This is a genomic window from Caballeronia sp. GACF4 (assembly GCF_023631025.1).
GTDB lineage: Bacteria > Pseudomonadota > Gammaproteobacteria > Burkholderiales > Burkholderiaceae > Caballeronia.
The window spans coordinates 1-19,435 of sequence record NZ_JALQDW010000011.1 but is presented as its reverse complement, the minus strand read 5'-3'; the positions used below and the strand labels follow the sequence as shown (position 1 = coordinate 19,435).

20 protein-coding genes are annotated in these 19,435 nt (G+C 62.5%); 7 read left to right on the top strand and 13 right to left on the bottom strand.

What is annotated here, in order from left to right; translation table 11 throughout:
- Positions 1 to 106 precede the first annotated feature (106 nt).
- The 4 genes from NCR40_RS11770 to NCR40_RS11755 all read left to right on the top strand — a co-directional run bounded on the left by NCR40_RS11770 (position 107) and on the right by NCR40_RS11755 (position 4,694).
- Positions 107 to 1,279: a UbiH/UbiF family hydroxylase gene (locus NCR40_RS11770; protein ID WP_250509535.1), complete on the top strand. Its 1,173-nt coding sequence runs from the start codon at positions 107 to 109 to the stop codon at positions 1,277 to 1,279.
- Positions 1,280 to 1,309: 30 nt separating this feature from the next.
- Positions 1,310 to 2,041: a DsbC family protein gene (locus NCR40_RS11765; protein WP_250509534.1), complete on the top strand. Its 732-nt coding sequence runs from the start codon at positions 1,310 to 1,312 to the stop codon at positions 2,039 to 2,041.
- A 98-nt stretch (positions 2,042 to 2,139) separates the two neighbouring features.
- A complete protein-coding gene (locus tag NCR40_RS11760) occupies positions 2,140 to 3,957 on the top strand; it encodes a M61 family metallopeptidase (protein WP_250509533.1) in 1,818 nt (605 codons plus the stop codon).
- Positions 3,958 to 4,097: 140 nt separating this feature from the next.
- On the top strand, positions 4,098 to 4,694 hold the full coding sequence (locus NCR40_RS11755; RefSeq protein WP_244826330.1) for an FMN-dependent NADH-azoreductase: 597 nt from the start codon (positions 4,098 to 4,100) through the stop codon (positions 4,692 to 4,694).
- Positions 4,695 to 4,792: 98 nt separating this feature from the next.
- On the opposite strand, the gene NCR40_RS11750 is transcribed toward NCR40_RS11755, so the two are convergent.
- The 8 genes from NCR40_RS11750 to rpe all read right to left on the bottom strand — a co-directional run bounded on the left by NCR40_RS11750 (position 4,793) and on the right by rpe (position 11,980).
- On the bottom strand, positions 4,793 to 5,569 hold the full coding sequence (locus NCR40_RS11750; protein WP_250509532.1) for a uracil-DNA glycosylase: 777 nt from the start codon (positions 5,567 to 5,569) through the stop codon (positions 4,793 to 4,795).
- Positions 5,566 to 6,219 carry a CYTH domain-containing protein gene (locus NCR40_RS11745; protein ID WP_250509531.1) on the bottom strand — a complete coding sequence of 218 codons (654 nt, stop codon included), beginning with the start codon at positions 6,217 to 6,219 and terminating at the stop codon, positions 5,566 to 5,568. Before NCR40_RS11745 ends, NCR40_RS11750 begins: the two co-directional genes overlap by 4 nt.
- A 21-nt stretch (positions 6,220 to 6,240) precedes the next feature.
- Positions 6,241 to 7,026 (bottom strand): indole-3-glycerol phosphate synthase TrpC, encoded by a 786-nt coding sequence (gene trpC, locus NCR40_RS11740; RefSeq protein WP_250509530.1) that lies wholly within the window; start codon positions 7,024 to 7,026, stop codon positions 6,241 to 6,243.
- A gap of 11 nt (positions 7,027 to 7,037) precedes the next feature.
- Complete coding sequence (trpD, locus tag NCR40_RS11735) at positions 7,038 to 8,069, bottom strand: anthranilate phosphoribosyltransferase (RefSeq protein WP_250509529.1); 1,032 nt, start codon at positions 8,067 to 8,069, stop codon at positions 7,038 to 7,040.
- Positions 8,070 to 8,074: 5 nt separating this feature from the next.
- Positions 8,075 to 8,659 carry an aminodeoxychorismate/anthranilate synthase component II gene (locus NCR40_RS11730; protein WP_250509528.1) on the bottom strand — a complete coding sequence of 195 codons (585 nt, stop codon included), beginning with the start codon at positions 8,657 to 8,659 and terminating at the stop codon, positions 8,075 to 8,077.
- Positions 8,660 to 8,671: 12 nt separating this feature from the next.
- Positions 8,672 to 10,168: an anthranilate synthase component I gene (gene trpE / locus NCR40_RS11725; RefSeq protein ID WP_250509527.1), complete on the bottom strand. Its 1,497-nt coding sequence runs from the start codon at positions 10,166 to 10,168 to the stop codon at positions 8,672 to 8,674.
- A gap of 385 nt (positions 10,169 to 10,553) precedes the next feature.
- Positions 10,554 to 11,294 carry a phosphoglycolate phosphatase gene (locus NCR40_RS11720; RefSeq protein ID WP_250509526.1) on the bottom strand — a complete coding sequence of 247 codons (741 nt, stop codon included), beginning with the start codon at positions 11,292 to 11,294 and terminating at the stop codon, positions 10,554 to 10,556.
- Complete coding sequence (rpe, locus tag NCR40_RS11715; protein ID WP_244826322.1) at positions 11,291 to 11,980, bottom strand: ribulose-phosphate 3-epimerase; 690 nt, start codon at positions 11,978 to 11,980, stop codon at positions 11,291 to 11,293. The genes NCR40_RS11720 and rpe overlap by 4 nt, the downstream gene beginning before the upstream one ends.
- Before the next feature lie 295 nt (positions 11,981 to 12,275).
- On the opposite strand from rpe, the gene apaG reads away from it, so the two are divergent.
- Positions 12,276 to 12,650, top strand: coding sequence for a Co2+/Mg2+ efflux facilitator ApaG/CorD (gene apaG / locus NCR40_RS11710; protein ID WP_250509525.1), 375 nt, complete (start codon positions 12,276 to 12,278; stop codon positions 12,648 to 12,650).
- A gap of 20 nt (positions 12,651 to 12,670) precedes the next feature.
- On the opposite strand, the gene NCR40_RS31615 is transcribed toward apaG, so the two are convergent.
- Positions 12,671 to 12,832 (bottom strand): hypothetical protein, encoded by a 162-nt coding sequence (locus NCR40_RS31615; protein ID WP_284507762.1) that lies wholly within the window; start codon positions 12,830 to 12,832, stop codon positions 12,671 to 12,673.
- Between NCR40_RS31615 and mltA the strand changes: the two genes are divergently transcribed.
- A complete protein-coding gene (gene mltA, locus NCR40_RS11705) occupies positions 12,819 to 13,982 on the top strand; it encodes a murein transglycosylase A (protein WP_284507758.1) in 1,164 nt (387 codons plus the stop codon). The genes NCR40_RS31615 and mltA overlap by 14 nt on opposite strands.
- Here the strand turns inward: mltA and paaK are convergent.
- From paaK to paaN, 4 genes are all read right to left on the bottom strand, one after another.
- Positions 13,979 to 15,277 carry a phenylacetate--CoA ligase PaaK gene (paaK, locus tag NCR40_RS11700; RefSeq protein ID WP_250509524.1) on the bottom strand — a complete coding sequence of 433 codons (1,299 nt, stop codon included), beginning with the start codon at positions 15,275 to 15,277 and terminating at the stop codon, positions 13,979 to 13,981. The two genes, mltA and paaK, sit on opposite strands and share 4 nt — an antisense overlap.
- A 70-nt stretch (positions 15,278 to 15,347) precedes the next feature.
- Positions 15,348 to 15,734 (bottom strand): hydroxyphenylacetyl-CoA thioesterase PaaI, encoded by a 387-nt coding sequence (gene paaI / locus NCR40_RS11695; protein WP_250509548.1) that lies wholly within the window; start codon positions 15,732 to 15,734, stop codon positions 15,348 to 15,350.
- 58 nt (positions 15,735 to 15,792) lie between these two features.
- Positions 15,793 to 16,584, bottom strand: a complete 792-nt coding sequence (paaG, locus tag NCR40_RS11690) for a 2-(1,2-epoxy-1,2-dihydrophenyl)acetyl-CoA isomerase PaaG (protein ID WP_250509523.1) — start codon at positions 16,582 to 16,584, stop codon at positions 15,793 to 15,795.
- A gap of 102 nt (positions 16,585 to 16,686) precedes the next feature.
- Complete coding sequence (paaN, locus tag NCR40_RS11685; RefSeq protein WP_250509522.1) at positions 16,687 to 18,396, bottom strand: phenylacetic acid degradation protein PaaN; 1,710 nt, start codon at positions 18,394 to 18,396, stop codon at positions 16,687 to 16,689.
- Between the two features lie 139 nt (positions 18,397 to 18,535).
- Here paaN and NCR40_RS11680 point away from each other — a divergent pair, with 139 nt between their 5' ends.
- A complete protein-coding gene (locus NCR40_RS11680; RefSeq protein WP_250465743.1) occupies positions 18,536 to 19,312 on the top strand; it encodes an enoyl-CoA hydratase in 777 nt (258 codons plus the stop codon).
- Positions 19,313 to 19,435: the final 123 nt, after the last annotated feature.

The following is a 19,435-nucleotide window of genomic DNA, read 5'->3' as shown; positions in this document are numbered from 1 at the left end:
TACCGCCGCGCCGGGCAGCGGCGTTTCGCGCCGCCTTCCGCGACGGCCCGCCGCAGCGCCGCGCAGGCGCCAAATACGCTGCAATCCTCACGGCTATAATGGCCGGATGACTTCGCATCCCCTGACCTTTCATGCAGTTGTCGTCGGCGGCGGGCTCGTCGGCAAGACCGCTGCGCTTGCGCTCGCGCAATCCGGCTTGCGCACCGCGTTGCTCGCGCCGCAAGCCGCCGCCTTGCCCGCGGGCGCCGCGTTCGATTCGCGCATCTACGCGCTCTCGTCGAGTTCGCAGACGCTGCTCGAACGGCTGCGCGTCTGGCAAGCGCTCGATCGCACGCGGCTCGGGCCCGTCTTCGACATGCGCGTGTTCGGCGACACGCACGCGGAACTGCACTTCTCCGCGTTCCAGGCCTCGGTGCCGCAGCTCGCGTGGATCGTCGAGTCGAATCTGATCGAACAGTCGCTCGACGCCGCGCTGCGCTTCCAGCCGAGTCTGTCGTGGTTCGAATCGCGCGCGCAGGGCATGACGGTCGAGGACGATGCCGCGCACGTCACGCTTGCAAGCGGCGAGACGCTCGAAGCGGATCTGATCGTCGGCGCGGATGGCGCGCATTCTTGGGTGCGCGCGCAAATGGGCGCAAAGGTCGACCGGCGCGATTATCGGCAAACGGGCGTGGTCGCGAATTTCAAGGCGGAGCGGCCACACGGCGAAACCGCCTACCAATGGTTCCGCGACTCGGAAATCATCGCGCTGCTGCCGCTGCCGGGCGATCACGTCTCACTCGTCTGGTCCGCGCGCACCGAACACGCCGACGAACTCCTCGCGCTCGATCCCGCGCAACTCGCGGCACAAGTCGAACAGGCCACGCAAAACATGCTCGGCACGCTCGAATGCGTGACGCCCGCGCAAGGCTTCCCGCTCGCGTTGCAAACGGTCGACAAGCTGATCTCGCCACGTGTCGCGCTTATCGGCGACGCCGCGCATTTAATTCATCCGCTAGCCGGGCAAGGCATGAACCTCGGTTTGCGCGATGTCGCCGCGCTCGCGGATGTCATCGCCAATAAAGAAGGTTTTCGCAATCTTGGCGATCCCATTTTGCTGCGCCGCTACGAACGCGCGCGCCGCGAAGACATACAAAAACTCATGTTGGCGACAGACGGCTTGCAACGGCTTTTCTCGGTGCCGGGCACGCTTGCGCGCGCGGTTCGCAATACCGGCATGGCGCTCGTGGGCGCGCAGCCACTCGTCAAGCGCTGGCTGGTTTCGGCCGCGCTCGGTTGAAGACACGCCAGGCACATACAGGAAAAAAACATGAAACGCATACTTCGAACGGCACTCGCAGCAGCCGCGGCACTCGCCGTGACACTTGGTCTCGGCTGCACGGCGCAGGCCGACCAGACCACCGACAAGATCAAGTCCACGCTCGAATCGCGCATGGGCGACGCGAACATCAAGAGTGTCGACAAGACGCCCATTCCAGGGCTCTATGAAGTGAACCTCGGCTCGCAGATCGTCTATACCGACGCCACCGGCAACTACGTGCTGATCGGCGATCTCGTCGATACGCGCAGCAGCAAGAATCTCACGGAAGCGCGGCTCTCCGAGACCAACAAGATCGACTTCGCGAAGCTGCCTTTCGAGAACGCGGTGAAAGTGGTGAAGGGCAACGGCAGCCGCAAGATCGCGGTGTTCTCGGACCCGAATTGCCCGTATTGCAAGCAACTCGAATCGACCTTGAAGTCCATCGATAACGTCACCGTGTACACGTTCCTGTATCCCGTGCTCTCGCCGGATTCGACCGCGAAATCGAAGTCGATCTGGTGCTCGAAAGATCGCGCGATGAGCTGGGAAGGCTGGATGCTGGACCGCAAGGCGCCGACCACGGCCGCCTCGTGCGACACCACCGCCATCGACAAGAACCTGAAGCTCGGTCACACGATGAACGTGAGCGGTACGCCGACCGTGTTCCTCGCGGACGGCCGCCGTCTGCCGGGCGCCGTTCCCGCCGACCGGCTGGAGAAGGAACTTTCGACCGCGCATTGAGGCGGCCCGAACCCACGACGAGAGGCGCATGAGAGGCGCCTCTTTTGGTTTCAAAGGCGCACCGACCGCGCGCCCACAACAAGAACAAAGGACACGACATGGCAACGACTACGCTCGATCGACCGGTGCACTACAGCATCGTTCCGAAGAATCCGGCCGCGCATATCTTCGAAGTCACGCTCACGGTCGCCGCGCCGGACCCGGCGGGACAACGCTTCATGCTGCCGGTGTGGATTCCGGGCAGCTACATGATTCGCGAATTCGCGCGCAATATCGTCACCTTGCACGCGTTCAACGCGGCAGGGCGCAAGATCGGTATCGAAAAAATCGACAAGCACGCGTGGCAAGCCGCGCCGGCGGATGGCCCCATCACGCTGCGTTACGAGGTGTACGCGTGGGACATGTCGGTACGCGCCGCGCATCTGGATGACAGCGTCGGCTTCTTCAACGGCACGAGCGTGTTTCTCGCGGTGGAGGGGCAGTCGGCTGCGCCGTGTATCGTCGATATTCAAGCGCCGCAAGGCGGAGCGCTGCGCAACTGGCGCGTCGCCACGGCGCTTGCCGAAGCGCGTGGCACGAAGCGCCATGGTTTCGGCGCGTACGAGGCCGCGAATTACGACGAACTCGTCGATCATCCGGTGACGATCGGCGAATTCGCGCTCGGCGGCTTCACCGCGCATGGCGTGAAGCACGACATCGTGATCTCGGGACGCGTGATCGGGCTCGACATGAACCGGCTCGCGGCCGACCTCAAACGCGTGTGCGAAGCGCAGATCGCGCTCTTCGAACCGCGCACGAAGAAAGCGCCGGTGGATCGCTACGTGTTCATGACGGTCGCCGTCAGCGATGGTTACGGCGGGCTGGAACATCGCGCATCCACGGCGCTGATCTGCAATCGCGGCGACTTGCCGGTGCTTGGCCGACCCGAAGTCAGCGAAGGTTATCGCACGTATCTTGGCCTTTGCAGCCACGAATACTTCCATACGTGGAACGTAAAGCGCATCAAGCCGGCGGCGTTCGCGCCGTACGATCTGTCGCAGGAAAATTACACGTCGCTTTTGTGGCTCTTCGAAGGTTTCACGTCGTATTACGACGACCTGATCCTCGTGCGCACCGGCCTTATTTCCGCGAGCGATTACTTCTCGATGCTCGGCAAGACCATCGGCGGCGTGTTGCGCGGAAGCGGGCGGCTCAAGCAATCGGTGGCGCAGAGTTCGTTCGACGCATGGGTGAAGTACTACCGCGCCGACGAGAACGCATCGAACGCCATCGTCAGTTACTACCAGAAGGGTTCGCTCGTCGCGCTCGCGTTCGATTTGTCGATCCGCGCGCAGACGGACAACCGTAAGTCGCTCGACGATGTCATGCGTCTCTTGTGGCAGCGCTACGGACGCGACTTCTATCTCGGCAAGGCACGGGGCATCCGCGAGGACGAAGTGGAAGCGCTCTTCGCCGAGGCCACCGGCGCGGATCTGCGCTCGCTGTTCCGCGACGGCGTGCGCGGCACGCGCGACTTGCCGCTCGACGCGCTCCTCGAGCCGTTCGGCATAGCACTCGCGCCCGATCTGCCGACGAGCGGCACGGCCGGCAAACCGTCGCTCGGCGTGCGCGTGCGTGGCAGCGCGGATTGCACGCTGGCGGTCGTGCACGACGGCAGCGCCGCGCAGAAGGCGGGGCTTTCGGCGGGCGATGTTCTCGTGGCCATCGATGGTCTGCGTGTGACGGGATCGAATCTGGAGGCGCTGTTGTCGCGTTATCTGCCGGGTGCGAAGGTCGAAGTACACGCGTTTCGCCGCGACGAACTGCGTCGTACCGAAGTGAAGCTCGACGGCCCCGAAGTGTCGCGTTACGCGCTGACGGCTATCGACGGGCGCGGACCGTCGAAACAATGGCGCGAGCGCTGGCTGAAGGGCTGAAAAGGCTGCGCCCACCGGGGATTGTCCTACTGGTGCAACGATCCTTCACGGCCGGACGGCTTTTTCCGGAACGCCGAACAACGAAGAATGCTTCCAACGCGGGCGCCGACGGCTCCCGCTCCTCCATCAAGGAAGCCATCATGACGACGATTCTCCAGATCAACTCCGCAGCGCGCTCGCAAGGCGCTCAATCGACGCTGCTCGCCGACGAACTCACCGCGAAGCTGCAACAAAGCAATCCGGGCGCGAACGTGGTCGTCCGCAATCTGCTCGCCGACCAGCTCACGCACCTCGACGACGCCACGCTCGGCGCGTTCTTCACGCCCGCCGAACAACGCACGCCGGAACAAGTCGCCATCAACGCGAAGAGCGAAGCGCTGATCGACGAACTGCAAGCGGCCGACATCGTGGTGATCGCGGCGCCGCTTTATAACTTCGGCGTGTCGTCGCAACTGAAGGCTTATTTCGACTGGATCGCGCGGGCCGGAATCACGTTCCGCTACACCGCGACCGGCCCCGAAGGCCTGGTGAAGGGCAAGAAGGTGTTCGTGGTGTCGGCGCGTGGCGGCAAGTACGCAGGCACGCCGAACGACTCGCAAACGCCGTATCTCAAGACGTTCTTGGGCTTCCTCGGCATGACTGACGTGAACTTCATTTACGCCGAAGGCTTGGCGATGGGACCGGACGCCGCGAGCGCAGCGCTCGCTTCGGCACGCGATTCGATCGCGGCGCTGTAAGGCTTAAGCTCGACGCCGAAGTAAAAGAGCCCGCCCGGTCTTCGGACCGCGGCGGGCTCTTTGCATTGCATTGCATTGCGTTGCATTGATGAGGATGCTCAGGCGAGCAACTGTGCCTCGGCGGGCAAGCGCCAGTCGATCGGCTCGCGCCCATGCCGCTTCAGATATTCGTTCGCGGCGACGAAATGCCCGCACCCCAGAAATCCGCGATGCGCCGACAACGGCGACGGATGCGGCGCTTCCAGCACGCAATGGGCCTTTCCCGTGCCGTCGATCAGCGCGCGTTTTGCCTGAGCGTGCGCGCCCCACAACATGAACACGACGCCATCGTGGCGCTCGGCAATTTCGTGGATCAGCGTATCCGTGCACTGTTCCCAGCCGCGCTTGGCATGGCTTCCCGCTTTATCGCGCTCGACGGTCAGCGACGTGTTGAGCAAGAGCACGCCTTGTTTCGCCCACGAATCGAGGCAGCCGTGAGCAGGCGCGACGATATCCAGACTCGCGGCGATTTCCTTGAAGATGTTGCGCAATGACGGCGGCGGGCGCACGGGCGCGGGCACGGAGAACGCAAGCCCATGCGCTTGCGGCGCGCCTTTGTCTTCACCGTGATACGGGTCCTGACCGAGAATCACCACTTTGACCTCGCCAGGACTGGTGAGGCGCAATGCGCGGAAAACATCGGCGGGATAAACGGTCTTGCCGGCGGCGCGCTCGGCATCCACGAAAGCGCACAACGACGCATAGCGCGGACTGTCGATAAATGCTCTCAGATGTCGCCGCCATTCAGCGGGCAGCGCTTCGAACTGGCTTTCGAGCGTGATGAAGCCGCCAGCGTGCGTGCGAGGCTCGTCGAAAAGAGAAGGCTGCTGGCTCATGCTTCGGCGTCGTCTACCGCGCTTTCCGGACGCTCGCGCAGCCGATAACCTCGCTCCGCCTTGCTCAAATCTTCCGGGTCGAGTTCGGGAAACGCGCCGCGCAATTCGGCGGCGAGCGTGGAGAGCGCTTTGGCGTCGCCGGACTTGATTTCGAGTTCCAGCTCGCTGATTTCCGCGTGATGGTTTTCGCCATCCACGTCCGCCGTGATCTTGCCGGCGTCGAGCGCGACTTCGATCTGCGAGCCTTCACGCTCGATGCCCCACACGATGCGCCGGAAGTCCGTGCGAAACAGGGCGATCAGATTCGGCGCGGCGTCCTGCAACGCCTTGCGGGCCGCTTCGTCTTCGCAGGAAACGAGGAGCGCATCGATTTCAAGCGATTCGCCCGCCACCGGCATCTCCCATTCGTGACGACGGCTCAAGCCGGCTTTCGATTCGCCCAGCACCTTGTACGTCTGCAACCACTGGTCGGGCGTGCGGCGCAGGCGCAATGCGGACTTCGCCTTGGCGAGCGCGCAATCCGGCGTGTCGAAATAGACGTTCGCCAGTTCCATCGGCTTGCCCGCACCGGTGCGCTCGTCGAAAAAGCGCGCCACGTCGTCGTGCTGCGAAGGCGGCAGCGCGAGCTTGATTTCCTGTTCGATGCCCAAAATTCGGTCCCGTCTTTAGAGTCAGAAGAACATTCGCGCGAGTTCCGTGCCCGGATCGTCGGCGCGCATGAACGCTTCGCCGACGAGGAACGTGTGTACGTGCATCGCTCGCAGCCGATCCACGTCGTGGCGCGAGAGAATGCCCGATTCCGTCACCACAATACGGTCGTCCGGCACCGCTTCCAGCATGCCGATGGTCGTATCGATAGTCGTCTGGAACGTGCGCAGATTGCGATTGTTGATGCCGATGAGCGGCGTTTTCAGCGTGAGCGCGTCTCGCAGTTCGTCGGCGTCGTGCACTTCGACCAGCACCGCGAGTCCGAGCGAATGTGCATAGGCTTCGAGATCTTGCATCTGCGAAAGTTCGAGCGCGGCGGCTATCAGCAGAATGCAGTCGGCGCCCATCGCGCGCGCTTCCATGATCTGATAAGGGTCGACGATAAAGTCTTTGCGCAGCACCGGCAGGCTGCACGCGGCGCGCGCTTCTTCGAGATACGCGACGCTGCCTTTAAAGAACTGCACGTCGGTGAGCACGGAAAGGCACGCGGCGCCGCCTTGCTCGTAGGAGCGTGCAATTTCGCCCGGCACGAAGTGCTCGCGCAGCACGCCTTTGGAAGGGCTCGCCTTCTTCACTTCCGCAATGACCGCGGCCCGGCCTTCAGCATGCTTCGCACGCAGCGCGCCGACGAAATCGCGCAAGTCGCGCGCGCTCGCTTCGAGCCTGAGTTCTTCGAGCGGCGCGCTTTGTTCGGCGGCGCGGATTTCCTCGCGCTTCACCGCGATGATGCGATCCAGAATGTCGCTCATGGTGATGTCCGTTATTTGGTGAATTGCTGCGTGAAGCGCACGAGAGCTTCGACCTTTTCGCGCGCCTCGCCGCTGGCGATGGCTTCGCGCGCGGCGGCCATGCCCTCGGCGATCGAATCGACGATGTCGGCCGCGTAGAGCGCCGCGCCCGCGTTCAGCGTGACGATCTCGCGCGCTACACCCGCCTTGTTGTTCAGCGCGCCGAGCAGCATGGTTTTCGATTCCTGCGCGTCCTGCACTTTCAGCGAGCGGTTCGAGACCATTTGAAGACCGAAGTCTTCCGGATGAATCTCGTACTCGTTCACTTCGCCGTTCTTCAATTCGCCGACCTTGGTCGCGGCGCCAAGCGACACTTCGTCCATCCCGTCCTTGCCGTACACGACAAGCACGTGGTTTGCGCCGAGCCGCTGCATCACACGAACCTGGATGCCGACGAGGTCTTCATGGAACACGCCCTGCAGCTGATTCGGCGCGCCCGCCGGATTGGTCAGCGGCCCGAGAATATTGAAGATGGTCCGCACGCCGAGTTCGCGGCGCACGGGCGCGATGTTCTTCATTGCCGGATGATGGTTCGGCGCGAACATGAAGCCCATGCCGGTTTCGGCAATCGAGGCGGCGACTTGTTCCGGCGTCAGATCGATATTCACGCCGAGCGCTTCGAGCACGTCCGCGCTGCCCGACTTGCTCGACACGCCGCGATTGCCGTGCTTCGCGACCTTCGCGCCGGCGGCGGCGGAAACGAACATCGATGCCGTGGAAATGTTGAAAGTGTGCGAGCCGTCGCCGCCCGTGCCGACGATGTCGACAAAATGGGAGTTGTCCGCCACCTCGACGTGATTGGCGAACTCGCGCATGACAGTCGCGGCGGCCGCGATCTCGCCGATGGTTTCCTTCTTCACGCGCAAGCCGGTGATGATCGCAGCGGCCATCACAGGCGACATCTCGCCGCGCATGATGGTGCGCATGAGATGCAGCATTTCGTCGTGAAAGATTTCGCGATGCTCGATCGTGCGTTGCAGCGCTTCTTGTGCGGTGATCGTCATGACAGTCACGCTCGCTTTCCCGATGCCGTGTTTTTCACGAAGTTTTCGAGCAGCGCGTGACCATGCTCGGAAAGAATGGATTCCGGATGGAACTGCACACCTTCCACTTCGAGTTCCCGGTGGCGCACGCCCATGATTTCACCATCAGGCGTCCATGCGGACACTTCGAGACAGTCGGGCAAAGACTCGCGTTCAATCGCCAGCGAGTGATAGCGCGTGACGTTGAAGTGTTTTGGCAGGTCGGAGAACACGCCTTTACAGTCGGTTTCGATCGCGCTCACCTTGCCGTGCGTGATGGTCTGCGCGCGCACCACGCGTCCGCCGAACGCTTCGCCAATGGCCTGATGGCCGAGGCACACGCCAAGAATGGGCAGCTTGCCGGAGAACTCGCGCAGTACGTCGAGCGTGATGCCCGCGTGCTGCGGATTGCTCGGTCCCGGCGACAGGCAGATGCGTGCAGGATTGAGCTTGGCGATTTCATCGAGCGAGATTTCGTCGTTGCGAAACGTCTGCACGTCCTCGCCGAGTTCGCCGAAGTACTGGACCAGGTTATAGGTGAACGAGTCGTAGTTGTCGATCATCAGCAGCATGGTCTTTTCTCCTCAGAAGTCGCTGTCGAGGCCATCTTGCACTTGCTCGGCGGCACGCAACACGGCGCGCGCCTTGTTCTCCGTCTCTTGCCATTCGGACTCGGGCACCGAGTCGGCAACGACACCCGCCGCTGCCTGCACATAGAGATTGCCCTTGTGAATGAGGCCGGTGCGAATGGCAATCGCCAGATCCATTTCGCCGCTGAACGACAAATAACCGACCGCGCCGCCATACAAGCCGCGCTTCACGGGTTCGAGTTCGTCGATCAATTCCATCGCGCGCACTTTCGGCGCGCCGGAAAGCGTGCCGGCGGGGAAGGTCGCGCGCAATACGTCGAAGTTGCTCATGCCGGGCTTCAACGTGCCTTCGACCGAACTCACGATGTGCTGAACGTGCGAATACTTTTCGATGATCATCTTGTCCGTCACCGAAACCGAGCCGGTCTGCGCAATACGGCCCACGTCGTTGCGCGCGAGGTCGATCAGCATCACGTGCTCGGCGACTTCCTTCGGATCGTTCAGCAGTTCGGTGGCGAGTTCGGCGTCGCGCTCGGGCGTGTTGCCGCGCGGTCGCGTGCCGGCAAGCGGACGTATGGTCACTATGCGCTCGCCCGCGCGCTGTTCCTGACGCACGAGAATTTCCGGCGATGCGCCGACCACGTGAACGTCGCCGCCAAAGTTGTAGTAGTACATGTACGGCGACGGATTGAGCGAACGCAGCGCGCGATACAGCGAGAGCGGGTTGTCGCGGAACGGCTTGACGAGCCGCTGGCCGACTTGCACCTGCATTAGTTCGCCCGCCGCGATGTATTCCTTCGCGCGTCGCACGGCGTTCAGATAATCCTCTTTAGCGAACTCGCGGAACGTTTCGGTGCGCACACTCGCCGACGTCACGGGCGGCTGGACGGTAGCACGCAGACGCGCCCGCAGTTCGCGCAGCCGATGCTTTGCCTTGGCATACGCCTCGGCCTTGGTGGGATCGGCATAGACGATCAGGTAGAGCTTGCCCGCGAGGTTGTCGATGACCGCGACTTCCTCGGTCAGCAGAAGCTGAATGTCCGGCAGGCCGAGATCGTCGTGCGGCGCCGTATGCGCGAGCTTTTTCTCGATATAGCGCACCGCGTCGTAACCGAAGTAGCCTGCCAGGCCGCCGCAAAAGCGCGGCATACCAGGACGCATGGCAACCTTGAAACGCTTCTGGAAGCGTTCGATGAACGCGAGCGGATCGCCTTCATCGGTCTCAGTGACGTTGCCGTCGGTCACGACTTGCGACACGCCGTTCTGTACGCGCACCACCGTGCGCGCCGGCAGGCCGATGAACGAATAGCGCCCGAAGCGCTCGCCGCCCACGACGGATTCCAGCAGGAACGAGTTGGCGCCATTGCGCTCGGACTGCGCGAGCTTGAGATAAAGCGACAGGGGCGTTTCGAGATCGGCGAGCGCTTCTGCGATGAGCGGAATGCGGTTATAGCCTTCGTTCGCCAGCGATTGGAATTCGAGTTCGGTCATGTTGCGATCCTTTGCGTGCCGCGCATTCTTTTGATTGAGCGCGGCATCGGGACAAGCGGGGCACTGCGATCGGCCGGTTTTTCATGCTGTCGAACGGTGCGCGACGACACGCGTTTTCGCGGGCGTTTCTCGCAAGGAGAGACGTCTTGAAGAACGACGCGGTTATCGTTCGTTGCGCCGGAATGGTTCCGAAGCAAGCGGTGCGACAAGTCAGAGTAAACGGCGCGGGAATGCGCAGCGAAACAAAAAACGGATGCTGAAGCGTGCTCGAACATGATGGCTTCAGCGTACCTCGGGCGAGGTTAGCGCGACCAGCGACGCCAGGGCCAGGCTCCCCGGTCGATGCTGCTCAGACTCCGTTTTCTGTTGAGAAACATGAGATGGACTATTCAGTCAGTGTGGTATTGGGCGGCGCCAGCGTAGTGGAAATGGCCATTGCGGCGGCGCGCAGCGTGGAAACTATACCATCGGATTTCACCGATTGCACATCTTTCCCGTGGTTGTAGCCGTAGGGGACGGTGAGCGTCGCCATGCCCGCGGCGCGGCCCGCGAGAGCATCGTTTTCGGAGTCGCCGACCGCCACGGTTTCGCGCGGCAGCACGTCGAGCCGCTCGCACGCGGTGAGCATGGGAAGCGGATCGGGTTTCTTCTGCGCGACCGAATCGCCGCCGAGAATGACCTTGAAATACTCGGCAATGCCGAAGTGCGCCAGCAACTCCACGGCGAACCGATGCGGCTTGTTGGTCACACACGCGAGCGCGATGCCGAGTTCGCGCATGGCTTCCAGACCTTCCTTCACTTCGGGAAAGAGCGCCGAGTACTGGCCGTTGATCTTCGCGTATTCGCTTTGATAGATAGCGAGGGCGTCGTCGAATTGCGCGGCGGCTTCGGTGCGCGGCAGGCGCACGGCGAGCACGCTGCGGATCAGATTCTCCGAGCCCTTGCCGACGTAACCCACGACTTCATCGCGCGCGACCGGCTGCTGTTGCAGACCGATGCGCACGAGCATGCCGTTGATCGCGACGACGAAGTCGTCGGCGGTATCAACCATGGTGCCGTCGAGATCGATGATGGCCGCGCGGATCGGTCGCGCGGGTCGTATCGAAAAGGTGGTGAGTTCGCTCACTGCGCGTTCCCCACTTTGGCGAGTTCGGCGCGCATGGCGTCGATTACTTGCTTGTAGTCGTGCTTGCCGAAGATGGCCGAGCCCGCGACGAAGCTGTCCGCGCCCGCCGCCGCGATCTCGCCGATGTTCTCCACCTTCACGCCGCCATCCACTTCGAGATGAATATCGCGGCCCGTTCGCTCGCGGTAAGCGTCGATACGCGTGCGCGCCTCGCGAATCTTGTTCAACGCTTCAGGAATGAACGACTGTCCGCCAAAGCCGGGGTTCACCGACATGATGAGCACGAGATCGACCTTGTCCATCACGTGATCCAGATAAATGAGCGGCGTGGCCGGATTGAACACGAGGCCCGCCTTGCAGCCGTGATCGCGAATGAGCGACAAGGTCCGGTCGATATGATCCGAACCTTCCGGATGGAAACTGATCTGATTAGCTCCGGCTTTTGCAAAGTCCGGCACGATACGGTCGACCGGGCGCACCATCAAATGCACGTCGATGGGCACGTCCACATGCGGGCGAAGCGCCTCGCACACCACCGGGCCGATCGTCAGGTTCGGCACATAATGGTTGTCCATCACGTCGAAGTGAACCCAGTCGGCGCCGGCCGCGACGACGTTACGGACTTCTTCGCCAAGGCGCGAGAAGTCGGCGGACAGGATGCTAGGAGCGATATGGAATTGCTTCATGGACGTGTGGAGTGAGTTGGCCCGCGTCCGGCGAAAGCATTGCCGGATTAAGGCTCGATGTCTGGAACACCGATTCTAACCCGCGTTTTTTCAGCACGTTACCCGGCTGAACGGCCTAATACGTGCTACTCGGAATGAAATGGCGCGAGTTTTGGATTTGACTCGAGCACGCAATTCGTATTGCGACTGTGAATTGCATAAAGCAGAATGCTTGACCAGTGGAAGCAAAGCGATGAAACAATGAGGCACCTGCGCGCTAAATGGCGGCGCAGCGACGAATAGAATTGGAACAACGATGAGCCAGTACGAATTCAGCGTCGCGGTCGAGACGCGCTACCTGCCGGACCAGTCAGATCCCGACAACCGTCAATACGCGTTCGCCTACACGTTGACGATCCGTAACACGGGTCAGATCACCGCTCAACTGATCTCCCGTCACTGGATCATCACCGATAGCGACGATCACGTGCAGGAAGTAAAAGGGCTCGGCGTGGTCGGGCATCAGCCGCTTCTGCCGCCGGGCGAGCGCTTCGAATATACGAGCTGGGCCGTCATCGCGACGCCCGTGGGCACGATGCGCGGTTCGTATTTCTGCGTGGCGGAAGATGGCGAGCGCTTCGAAGCGCCGGTCGCGGAGTTCGCGCTGCACATGCCGCGCACACTGCATTGAACGCGGAGTTTTAGTGGCAATCAGCGGCGCTTCGCAGCGTCGTTTTGGCGGTTCTGGTGTTTCTTCTTGCCCGAATTCGTCCACACAACGATAAAAATCAGCAAGCCGAGCGCAACCAGCGCCTCGAGCCCGAAAACCAGCATTGGATATTCGTCGAACAGATCAGACATGGCGGTTCCCATCAAGAACGAGCATTGTATGCGTTTCACGCGGTCTGCCGCGCGCGTGGCGGCGCTGGCCGCATCGATTGCAACCGCGGTCCTCGTCGCCTCGTGCGGAGGCGGCTCTTATACGAAGCCAGGCGCGAATGCACCGACTGGCGCGCCGATCATCACGGGACAGCGCGCGGCTTCGCGTCTTTCGCCGGTGAGCTGGCAGCAAGTGCCGGGCTGGCAGGACGATTCACTTATCGGCGCGACGGCCGCGCTGCGTCAGAACTGCAGCCGTCTCGCGCGTCAGGCGCCGTGGCAGCGAGCATGCGCGGCGGCACAGCAGCTTGACGATCTGGACATGTCGGCGGCGCGCAGCTTCTTCGAGAGCTACTTCACGCCTTATCAGCTCGCGAATACCGACGGCACGCTCGACGGCCTCGTAACCGGCTACTACGAGCCGTTGTTGCGCGGCGCGCGTACGCGGCATGGCATCTATCAGAACGCGCTTTATCGATGGCCGTATCGCTATAAGCAAGGCTCCGCGTTGCCTGCGCGCGCGCAGCTCGAACGTTCGGGCGCGTTGACCGGCAACGAACTCGTCTGGGTCGACGACCCGATCGAAGCGTTTTTCCTGCAGGTTCAGGGTTCGGGACGCGTCGTCATGGAAGACGGAAGCGTGATGCGCGTTGGCTTCGGCGGCACGAACAACCAGCCGTATCGGTCGATCGGCAAGGAGTTGCTCGATCGCGGCGAAATCACGCCGGTGCAGGCGACCATGCAGGGCATCAAGGCGTGGGCGAAGGCGAACCCCGCGCGCGTCGATGCGCTCCTCGACGTGAATCCGCGCTTCGTGTTTTTCCGTGAGATGCCGTCGGCCGACGTGGTGTCCGCGAGTCTCGGCGACGGCCCGGTTGGCGCTTTGGGTGTGCCGCTGACGCCCGAACGTTCGATCGCCGTCGATCCGTCCGCGATCCCCCTCGGCACGCCCGTGTTCCTCCAGACCACGCGTCCGCTCAGCAATCAGCCGATGAACCGCCTCGTCTTCGCTCAAGACACCGGCAGCGCAATCAAGGGCGGCGTGCGCGCCGACTACTTCTGGGGCCTGGGCGACGACGCCGGCGATCTTGCCGGCCGCATGAAGCAGGGCGGCCGGATGTGGCTCTTGCTGCCGAATTCCTAGCGGGCGCGTTTGTCGACGACGCGTCGCGCCTTGCCCACCGAACGCTCGATGCCGTTCACCGCGAGCACATTCACGATAGCGCTGACGCCTATCAGCGCCTTGATGTCGTAGGTAAGCGCATCCCTGGCGCCGTCGAGCGCGACGGTATCGGGCGCGGATTCGGGGCAAGGCTCGACGTTCAGCGTCAGGACGTCGAGCGGACCTTCCTTCGTCAGTACGATCTGGTAGTGCGGCGCGAGCACGGGGCGCTTGAGCAGCAACTCTTCTATCTGCGTGGGGAACACGTTGACGCCGCGCACGATCATCATGTCATCCGAGCGGCCGGTGATCTTTTCCATGCGGCGCATCGTGCGCGCGGTGCCCGGCAAAAGCCGTGTGAGATCGCGCGTGCGATAGCGGATGATCGGCAGCGCTTCCTTCGTCAACGAGGTGAAGACGAGTTCGCCGAATTCGCCATCCGGTAACACTTCGCCCGTTTCCGGGTCGATGATCTCGGGATAAAAATGGTCTTCCCAGATCGTCGGGCCGTCCTTGGTTTCCGCGCACTCCGAAGCCACGCCTGGCCCCATCACTTCCGAAAGCCCGTAGATGTCGACCGCGTCGATACCCATGCGCGCCTCGATCGCGCGACGCATGTCGTTCGTCCACGGCTCCGCCCCGAAGATGCCAAGACGCAGCGAGCAACTCGCCGGATCGACGCCTTGCCGCTCGAGTTCATCCGCGATCGAGAGCATGTAGCTCGGCGTCACCATGATGATGTCCGGACGAAAGTCCTGTATCAGTTGCACTTGCTTCTCGGTCTGACCGCCGCCGAAGGGAATTACCGTGAGTCCCGCGCGTTCGGCGCCGTAGTGCGCGCCGAGGCCGCCCGTGAAGAGACCGTAGCCGTAGCTCACGTGGACCTTATCGCCGCGTCGCGCGCCGGCTGCGCGGATCGAGCGCGCCACGAGATTCGCCCAGATGTCGATATCGGACGCCGTGTAACCCACAACAGTCGGCTTCCCGGTCGTGCCGGACGAAGCGTGGATTCGCGAAATTCGCTCTTGCGGCACGGCGAACATGCCGAACGGATAACTGTCACGTAAATCTTTTTTCGTCGTGAACGGGAAGCGGGCGAGATCGGCGAGCGACTGCACGTCCTCCGGGTGCACGCCGGCTGCATCGAACTTGCGCCGATACACCGGCGAGTTCTCATAGGCGTGCTTGAGCGTCCATTTCAGACGGTCGAGTTGCAGCGCCAGAAGTTCGTCGCGGCTCGCCTTTTCTATGGGCTCGAGCGGCAGCGTCGTGGTCATCGTTGTCTCCTTCATGCTCGCCATGCAGCGGGGCCATGTCTGGCGCGTCCGCCTGCTCGGGTCGGTCCAGTCAGACTGGTATGACGGTGCCGCGGATCTGCGCGGACTTGCCGCGAAACATCGCGACCGTTTCGCCTTCGCGGTTGGTCAGGCGAATATCGTAGATGCCGGCGCGGCCGCTCAAAGTCTGCTCGATCGCTTCGGCGGTCAGTCGATCGCCGCCTTGAACCGGACGCAGAAATTCGATCGAACAGCCCGCCGCGACCGTGCTGAGGTTGTACGAATTGCATGCAAAGGCGAATGCGGAATCGGCAAGCGTGAACATCAAGCCGCCATGACAGATCGCGTGGCCGTTCAGGAAGTCGGGGCGCACGTTCATCTGCAGCCGCGCATAGCCAGGCCTGATTTCGACGAGTTCAATGCCGAGCGAGCGCGTGCAGGCGTCTGCTTCATACATTGCCTTGGCGGTCGCTTCCGCCAGTTGTTGAGGCGTCACGGGTTTCTCCTTGCGGCTCTTACAGACCTTCGAAGCGCGGTGCGCGCTTTTCCTTGAACGCGGCGACGCCTTCCATGAAGTCGTGGGACGCGCCCAACTCGCGTTGAACATCGCGTTCGAGGTCGAGTTGCTGATCGAACGTGTTGTTGGCGCTCGCGCGAAGCGCCTGCTTGATCGCCGCTATCGCCTTCATGGGCTGCTGCGCGAGTTGTGCGGCCAGTTGCGTCGCGGCGTCGGTCAAGTCGGGGTCTTCCACCACGCGCCAAACGATGCCCCACGCTTGCGCTTTTTCCGCGCCGAGCTTCTCACCCGTCAGCGCGAGCCCGAGCGCGCGCGCTTCGCCGACACGTCGTGGCAGGAGCCACGTTCCACCTGAGTCGGGCACGAGACCGATCTTCACGAACGCCTGGATAAAGCTGGCCGAGCGCGCGGCAATGACCAGATCGCACGCCATCGCCAGATTCGCGCCGGCGCCGGCGGCCGTGCCGTTGACAGCGGCGATGATCGGCAATGGCATTGCCTGAAGACGTCGCACGAGCGGGTTGAAGTGTGCCTCGATCAGCTCGCCGAGATCGGGCGTGGCGCCTTGCGTGAAGTCGAGATCGGCCAGATCCTGACCCGCGCAAAAGCCGCGTCCTGCGCCGGTGATGATGACCGCGCGCGCGTTGCTCGCTTCGACTTCGTTCAACGCGTCGTTCAGCTCGACATGCATCTCGCGGGTAAAGCTGTTCAGCTTGTCGGGACGATTGAGCGTCACCGTTGCGACGCGCGTCGTTGCATCGATATGAAACAGGACGGACTTCCCGGACATGGCGTCTCCTCAATCACCAATCGTTTGAATCGATACTAGCCGTGCGCCCGAGCCCTTGCCATTCGGCCGAATGGCATAGGCCTTTTGCACCGTCGCTTTTGCCTATGCCGTTTGGCTAGCTTCCGCAGTCGCGGCCTTCGGCGCAACATGGACTCTGCTTTGCACGACACGAAAGCGATTGGCGACGTAAGCCGCGTCGGACAGCGCAGCGTTGGCCGCGGGATTCGCGCCCGTGCCATGGAAGTCCGAGTACGCCGCGGTCTGATTGACGAAAACGCCGCCCGTCAGATTGATGGACAGGGCGACGCCGCCGCGAATGGCTGCGTCATAGGCCGCTTCGATCACTGCGTCGTCCGTGCTGTACACGGCGAAGGTCAGCGCGCCGTGTTCTTGCGCGATCGAGCCGGCAAGTTCCAACGACTGCGCGGTCGAGTCCGTCGCGACGACGAAGGAGATCGGGCCGAACCATTCCTTGATGAAGCTGGCTTCATCGGCGCGCGCGTCGAGTTTGAGCATGAGGGGCGTATGCACTCGCGCTTCGGGAAATGCCGGGTGCGCGAGCGTCTGGCTATCGAGGAGAACCGCGCCGAGTTCGCGTGCTTGGGCTACGCGATTGACGACGCCATCGTTTTGAATCGCGCCGGTCAGCTCGACCGCGCGCGCCGGGTCGGAGGTCAGTTTTTCGACGGAAACGGCGAGCGCCTTGGCGACATCGTCGAAGCTCACGTGTCCGTCGGCCGTGCGGATACCCTCACGCGGCACGTAGATGTTTTGAGGCGCCGTGCACATCTGGCCGGAATAGAGCGCGAGCGAAAACGCAATGTTCCGTGCCGCTGCCTTCAGGTCGTCCACGGAATCGATGACGATCTGATTGACGCCCGCTTTTTCCGTATAGACCTGCGCCTGATGCGCGTTGCGTTCGAGCCAGGTGCCGTTCTGCGTGCTGCCCGTGAAGTCGATCAGCTTGATTTCGGGCCGCACGGCGAGTTCTTGTACGAGCGGGCCGTCATTCGGAGCGGTGGCGAGCAGCGTGACGACATTCGGATCGAAGCCCGCATCCCGCAGTACTTCGCGCGCGATGCGAACCGTGATTGCAAGCGGCAAGATTGCACCCGGATGCGGTTTGACGATGACGGCGTTGCCGGTCGCGAGATCGGCGAACAGGCCGGGGTAACCGTTCCACGTCGGGAACGTGCAGCAGCCAAGCACGAGGCCCGTGCCGCGCGGAACGATGGTGAAGCGCTTTTGCATCGCGAGCGGCGGATTCTTGCCTTGTGGCTTTTCCCAATGCGCTTCGGAAGGGATTCGGCGCATTTGGTCCCACGCATAGACCACGGCTTCGAGCCCGCGATCCTGCGCGTGCGGGCCACCTGCCTGAAAGGCCATCATGGATGCCTGACCGGTCGTATGCATCACGCTTTGCGCAATTTCGAAGCTCGCGCGGTTCAGTCGCGAAAGAATCTCGAGACTCACGCCGACCCACGCTTTCGGTCCAGCGGCGCGCCACGCAGATTGCGCTTCAGAAGCGGCCCGAATGAGCGCGTCGGGATCAGACTTGGGATACTTGATGCCAAGCCCAATGCCGAACGGCGATCGTTCGTCACCGACTGTCTCTCCCGTCGAGGGCTGGTCGAGTTCGAACGTCTTGCCGAGATGCGCCTTGAACGCGGCTTCGCCATTCGCGGCTGCCGTTTCCCCGTACACTTTGGGGCTCGGCATTTCGGCGAACGGGCTCCAATAGCCGCGTGTCTCGATGGCGGCAAGCGCTTGGTCGAGCGTCGCCTCATGTTTCGTAAAGAGCGGATGTGTCATGGTCGCGAGCAGTAGGAACGGCGGATGGCGGCGGATCGAATAATTAACCGACCGGTTGGTTGGTAATGTTAGCATTATCGAGATAGCGCGAAGCAAGTGATTTCATTAGGGCTTACCTGAGGATCGAAAGGAGGAGTGCATGGCTTACGAGAATCTGTTGGTGGAGACGCGCGGGCGGGTTGGACTGATCACGCTCAATCGGCCGAAGGCGCTCAACGCGCTGAACGACGCGCTGATGGATGAGTTGGGCGCGGCGTTGAAGGCATTCGACGCCGACGAGGATATCGGCGCGATCGTCGTGACCGGCAGCGAGAAGGCGTTCGCAGCGGGCGCGGACATCGGAATGATGGCCGGCTATTCCTATATGGACGCCTACAAGGGCGACTACATCACGCGCAACTGGGAAACCATCCGCTCGATTCGCAAGCCGATCATCGCGGCGGTCGGCGGCTTCGCGCTGGGCGGCGGCTGCGAACTCGCCATGATGTGCGACATCATCATCGCCGCGGATACCGCGAAGTTCGGCCAGCCCGAAATCAAGCTCGGCGTCATCCCGGGTGCGGGCGGCACGCAGCGGCTGACGCGCGCGGTATCGAAGTCAAAAGCGATGGACATGTGCCTGACCGCGCGCATGATGGACGCGAGCGAGGCGGAGCGGGCGGGTTTGGTGTCGCGCGTCGTCGGTGCGGAGCGTCTGATCGATGAGGCCGTCGAGGCCGCGACGATCATCGCTTCTTTCTCGCTGCCAGCGGTCATGATGGCGAAAGAGGCGGTCAATCGCGCTTACGAAACAACATTGGCGGAAGGCGTTCATTTCGAACGTCGCTTGTTCCATTCGCTCTTCGCGACGGAAGATCAAAAGGAAGGCATGGCCGCGTTCGTCGAGAAGCGCAAGCCCGTCTTCAAACACCGTTAAGTTTCTTCGACGCAAAGGGCTTGCGATTCTCGCCGGCGCCCACTAAAATTCCGTTCCTTCGCGATTCGATGAACGCGAAGGAAGCGGGAGGTGGTTTCAGTAGGCGAGGCGGACAAAGGTGGT